We start from the raw sequence: 3,933 nt of genomic DNA on the forward strand, positions 1-3,933 counted from the left end.
AGAATGGCACCCTCCCACCCAACCCAAACAAACATGAAATCGACGGCAACTTTGAGTTTTGGCCCGAAGCGAAAAGGCAGCTAGCAAACGTGCACTGGGACCGACAGCTGCTGTCTCGCATAACTAGGGGCGGGATGAGCGGCGCACGTATTATACTTAAGTGGCTACTATTTGGTGTATTACTCGCATCGGCGATTCGTGCCTTTGTTAGCTTGGAGGACTTCCAGAATTATTTTGGCCCAACGATATTCGGACTGATCGCGACATTAATCGCGGCAACCATTATTGAGGTATGTTCAGAAGGATCAACGCCCATCGCGGCAGACTTAATGACCAGAGCCAACGCTCCGGGCAACAGCTTTGCTTTTTTGATGGGCGGCGTGGCAACGGACTACACCGAGATCATGGTGATAAAAGAAACAACCAGCTCCTGGAAAACGGCGCTGTTTTTACCCTTGCTGACGCTGCCACAGGTGTTTGTCGTTGCCTGGCTGCTCAATGTGAGCAGCTAGCACCAGCAAAGCCTAAGACAGAATATCCAGAAACTGCTCTAGCTCTTGATCCGTGGTATTGAAAGAGGATACTAAACGCACCAGCGTTGCGTTTTCTCGAGCGATACCCTTAGAAAGAAAACGCTCAGGCCATTCCCCAAATATCGCTCCGGCATCACGGAGCTCTTTTATCTTTTGATTGTCGATAAGGGCAAACACCTCATTACCATCAACTGGCCAGATGACTTCCGCAAATGCGCTGGCCTCGATACCCGTCATAATACGTCGCGCTGCTGCATTGCTTTTTTCTGCCAGCCCGCGCCAGTGATCAGCCTCTAGCCACGCACAAAACTGCGAGCCGAGTAAGCGCCCTTTTGACAACAAGTGCCCCGCTCGCTTTCTACGGAATTCAAAATCTTTCGCCAAGCTCTTATCGAAGAAAACAACGGCCTCTGCGGCCAGCGCGCCGTTCTTACTTGCACCCAAACAAAGCACATCCACTCCTAGCTTCCACGTCATTTCTGCGGGTGTACAGCCAAGCCCTACCAATGCGTTCGCGAAACGTGCTCCATCCATATGGACGCGCATATCATACGCTTTGGCAAGTTGAGTTAAAGCACTCAGCTCATCGAGACTATAGGCTGATCCAGTTTCGCTAAGCTGGGTCAGACTTAGCGCTCTGGGAGTAGATGTGTGAGGGTCATGACCGTCAAACCGCTCAAGATACTGTCTTAACCCGCTCTCTGAGAGTTTTGGCTTATCAAGGTCTAGCCCAAGCAGACGAGCACCGCCGGTATAGAATTCTGGAGCACTTAGCTCATCATTAAGAATATGGGCGTGAGAATGGCAAACAATCAGCTCCCAAGGGCTTACGAGAGAAGACAGCGCTAAACAGTTAGCCGCAGTTCCAGACGCGACAAAATAAACCTGAACTTCGGTTTCGAAAAATTCCGCAAGCTTCTCCTCAGCCTGCTGCGTCCATCGATCAGTTCCATAACTAGATTCTGCCCCTGAATTCGCTGCAACAATTGCTTGAAGGATTTTTTCTGAAGCGCCGCTCTGATTATCGCTGCCAAAGTTCATAGTAAAAACATCTTCTTTCTAACCTGAGTTTAGATAATAGCGTCTAAAGCTTGCGCCAAATGCTCCTGCACTTGCTCAAGCTCGAGACTGGCATCAAGCACGATAAAACGTTTCGGGTCTTTCTTTGCGCGCTCCAAATAGGTCGTGCGAACACGACTAAAAAACTCTACTTTCTCTTCTTCGAAACGGTCCAGTTCGGCGCGTTTACTAGCGCGCGCCATACCAACCTCAATCGGAGCATCTAAAAGCAGCGTCACATCCGGTCGAAGCGCCCCTTGAACGAAGGTTTCAAGGTTAGACACTTTGTCACTCGGCAGCTGACGACCACCACTCTGGTAGGCAAAAGTAGCATCAGTGAATCGATCGCATACCACCCAGACGCCCCGCTCAAGCGCGGGCAAAATCTTCTCATTGAGATGCTGCGCCCTCGCAGCAAACATGAGTAAGAGCTCGGTATCAGGATGCACGGTCTCGTCCCTGCGCTGTATCAATACTTCCCGAATCTCTTCGGCTAAGGGGGTGCCACCAGGCTCTCGGGTAACAATGCAATCAATACCTTTCGCTCTTAACGTGCTTGCAATGAACTCGATGTTGCTGGATTTACCGACACCTTCGCCGCCTTCTACCGTAATAAACTTTCCACGCATAGTTTTACTCTTTGATCCGCGCTTGAACGCAGCTTCTTATTCGACCGTTGACCGGTAATCACTTCGACGACGCAATTGATACTGCCTGACGGCCTTATTGTGCTGCTCTATGGTTTCAGAAAAGGCATGCGAACCATCGCCTTTTGCCACAAAATATAAACTCTTTCCGGGCTTTGGATTTAACGCCGCAAAAATCGCGTCTCGCCCAGCGAGCGCGATTGGCGTAGGCGGTAATCCATTGATTCTATATGTATTGTAAGGGGTAAGCTCGCGCAGATGTTTACGCGTAATATTACCTTTATAACGGTCACCCAGCCCATAGATCACAGTGGGATCAGTCTGCAATCGCATCTTTTTATTCAATCTGCGTATAAATACACCCGCAATCTCCTCTCGCTCACTCGGCTTGCCAGTCTCTTTCTCTACGATCGAAGCCAAAATCAACGCCTCATACGCATTCGCCAATGGAAGCTTAGGCTTACGTTTTGCCCACTCGTCCATAAGAACCGCTTTTAATCGATCGTGCGCGCGCCGAAGAATGGAAAGATCGGTCTCCCCTCGATGAAAGAAATACGTATCAGGGTAAATACTCCCTTCAGGATGAGAAAATAGAAGCTGTGTTTTTTCCGGTACCTGCCCATTTAACGACGCCTTGTTAGAACTTGCTTCAGCACTCTTTTGAGATCCACCTATATCAGCCTGAAGTTTCGCCAAAACCTGCTTATCACTCAGATCATCAGTGACATGTTTAAGCCGTTTATCCGCCGCTAACACAGCGCGCGCTTCTCGAAATGTCGATCCCTCAATCAAAGAGATCTTATAACGCACCTGATTATTCGAGCTAAGCAGGGTGAACAACCCCGCCAAACTCAAGCCTGGCTCAATCTCAAACTCACCAGCCTTTAAGCTGGCCCCAAGATTTTTGTGGCGCAGATACACCTTGGCTATTTCTTCATATTGAATAATACCGAGCTGATGAAAATCTTGAATAACGCGGTTAGAAGAGACTCCGCTTTTTAGCTCGTAAACAAAGGGGGAAGAAATGGGTAAGGGCTTCTCAATATATCGGAGGTAAGCCAGCACAGCAGCAACCAACATTAAGCCTGAAAGCATTGCTCCGGCCACCAAAAATTTAATCAACTTCATAACGAAACCCAAACCGCTCCTTAACCCTCGACATTAGCTCTCTGCATTGAGGAACAATCGAATATTTCGCTTGTCCGAACTGAGCAACCGGCCATATGCCAAATACACTATTGATCATCGCTAGTCCGTCCGCAGCATACATATCGTCTAGCGTTAATGACTGTTCAGATAACGGAAGTGCATCTAGCTCTCCGGCAAGCAGGGCACTTAATAAGGTGCCGCGAATACCACAAGTCTTTATTTCTGGCGTTAAGAGACGACCACCCGAAAAAACGACCAGATTCGACTTCGTTCCCTCAATAACGCGCTGATGCTGATCTAACATCAAACCTTCAGGCGCATCACCAAGCTCTCTGGCTGCAAGGACTTGGTCGAGACGATTCATGTGCTTAATGCCAGCTAGATTCGGCTGCTCGCTTAATTGGTAAGCACACAGCTTTAGATCAATACCTTTTCTGTAGAAATCCGCTTGATACTGCGGCAATTCGAACGCTTGTAGGTGGAAATCTGTCACACTTGGCTGCATCGGGGCGTAACCACGACCACCCTCTCTGCGGATAGCAAAA

5 protein-coding genes are annotated in these 3,933 nt (G+C 48.9%); 1 reads left to right on the forward strand and 4 read right to left on the reverse strand.

The genetic code is table 11. The features are described 5' to 3' along the window. Nucleotides 1-512: permease (locus A3750_RS09255; protein WP_197474976.1), on the forward strand; the 512-nt coding region annotated here is incomplete at its 5' end. A gap of 12 nt (nucleotides 513-524) precedes the next feature. Here A3750_RS09255 and A3750_RS09260 read toward each other — a convergent pair. The 4 genes from A3750_RS09260 to A3750_RS09275 form a co-directional block, all read right to left on the reverse strand. After that, nucleotides 525-1,574 (reverse strand): low specificity L-threonine aldolase, encoded by a 1,050-nt coding sequence (locus A3750_RS09260; protein ID WP_068548188.1) that lies wholly within the window; start codon nucleotides 1,572-1,574, stop codon nucleotides 525-527. 29 nt (nucleotides 1,575-1,603) lie between these two features. Beyond that, entirely contained in the window at nucleotides 1,604-2,221 is a 618-nt protein-coding gene (gene tmk / locus A3750_RS09265; protein ID WP_068458539.1) for a dTMP kinase, read from the reverse strand. A gap of 36 nt (nucleotides 2,222-2,257) precedes the next feature. Beyond that, nucleotides 2,258-3,367, reverse strand: a complete 1,110-nt coding sequence (mltG, locus tag A3750_RS09270; RefSeq protein ID WP_156492622.1) for an endolytic transglycosylase MltG — start codon at nucleotides 3,365-3,367, stop codon at nucleotides 2,258-2,260. Next, nucleotides 3,354-3,933: aminotransferase class IV (locus A3750_RS09275; RefSeq protein WP_156498501.1), on the reverse strand; the 580-nt coding region annotated here is incomplete at its 5' end. The genes mltG and A3750_RS09275, both read right to left, overlap by 14 nt.

It is taken from the genome of Oleiphilus sp. HI0079, assembly GCF_001635105.1.

Coding starts and splice junctions, on each gene's coding strand:
- A3750_RS09260 (WP_068548188.1), bottom strand. CDS start 1,574: ATGAACTTTGGCAGCGATAATCAGAGCGGCGCTTCAGAAAAAATCCTT.
- tmk (WP_068458539.1), bottom strand. CDS start 2,221: ATGCGTGGAAAGTTTATTACGGTAGAAGGCGGCGAAGGTGTCGGTAAA.
- mltG (WP_156492622.1), bottom strand. CDS start 3,367: ATGAAGTTGATTAAATTTTTGGTGGCCGGAGCAATGCTTTCAGGCTTA.